Below are 1,252 nucleotides of genomic sequence, written 5' to 3'. Positions count from 1 at the left end.
CTCTGATAGCAACCGAACTTGTGTTTTTTGTAACCCAGTGAATCGGCATGGCGCGCGGTCCACGGGTATTTCAGATAAGTGCCCAGCGTTGCGTAAGTCAGCCGTGTACCGCCGTCAAACTGGTGGTATTCCAGCTGGGTCAGAACCCGGAAGCCTTGGGCATTGCCTTCGAAGTTGAGGAAATCGTTGCGTTCGACTTCGCTCATGGCGTCCAGCCAGCCTTTGCCCGCGGCCTGTTGGAACCAGTAGCGGATGGCGTCTTCACCCGAGTGGCCAAAGGGCGGGTTGCCAATGTCGTGGGCCAGGCACGCTGACTGCACCACCATGCCCAGATCGCTAGGCTCGCACCAGTCGGGCAGGGCGCTGCGGATGGTTTCACCGACGCGCATGCCCAATGAGCGCCCCACGCAACTGACTTCCAGTGAGTGGGTCAGGCGCGTGTGGATATGGTCATTACTGGATACCGGGTGGACCTGGGTCTTGCGCCCGAGACGGCGGAAGGCTCCGGAGAAAATGACCCGGTCGTGGTCTTTATGGAAAGGGCTGCGACCGAGCTCTTCCGGGCTGTGTAGCGGTTTTCCGAGGCGTTCACGATTAAGCAGGGTATGCCAATCCAAGGCAGGTTCTCCGTCAGGTGACTGATTGGGGTCTGTTGGTCTACGGGTGTTTGCGCGAGGAGCCTTGCAGCACCAGCTTGATCAGCGGCAACAGGCTGGTGCCGAGCTGGACTAACCGAGTGATGCTGCTGATGGCACCGCCCTTGGCGCCCTTGGCGGTGAGGAAGCCCAGCAAGGTTACGGCGGCAATGCCCCAGAGTGGCGCGTGCTTGATGCCCAGACCCTCCTGAAAACTTTGCGTCATCCCTCGTACGCGGTGCAAGGGTTCCAACATCTGCCGGGACTCGTGGCGAATTTCCTGGCGATGCATTTCCATGCGCAAGCGTATCAATGCCTTGCGCATCTCTTGTCGGGAACTGTTTTTGGGGATTTCAGGCAGGTTCATGGCAGCAGGCGCTCCCTGTCGTTCGCCAGCTCTTGAAGGGTGGCGTTGAAAGGCGATGTTTCATCAAAGAGCGCCGCTTTCAAGCGCATGCCACAAAAGAGTGCCGCGAGCGCATAGAAAACGCACAGGCCGATGATCCCCGCCAGGCGATAAGTGTCCCACAGCAGAATCAACACCAGCGCCGAAAGCCCGATCAACAGCAGTAAAGCGAAAACCAGTGCCAGCCCTGCGAACAGCAACAGGCTTACGG

The 1,252-nt window shown here is 59.0% G+C and carries 3 protein-coding genes; all 3 read right to left on the bottom strand.

Annotated features, from left to right (window positions below):
• Window positions 1–617: dGTP triphosphohydrolase (gene dgt, locus AC1DH9_RS29410; RefSeq protein WP_477809362.1), on the bottom strand; the 617-nt coding region annotated here is incomplete at its 3' end.
• Window positions 618–657: 40 nt separating this feature from the next.
• The gene (locus AC1DH9_RS29405) at window positions 658–1,002 is read right to left on the bottom strand and encodes a hypothetical protein (protein ID WP_427543559.1); all 345 of its coding nucleotides are present in this window, start codon (window positions 1,000–1,002) and stop codon (window positions 658–660) included.
• Window positions 999–1,252 (bottom strand): phage holin family protein (locus AC1DH9_RS29400; protein ID WP_477809361.1); only part of this gene is annotated, 254 nt, incomplete at its 5' end. The genes AC1DH9_RS29400 and AC1DH9_RS29405, both read right to left, overlap by 4 nt.

The organism is Pseudomonas sp. 05T35, assembly GCF_056396605.1.
This window is presented reverse-complemented; position numbering and strand designations above follow the sequence as displayed.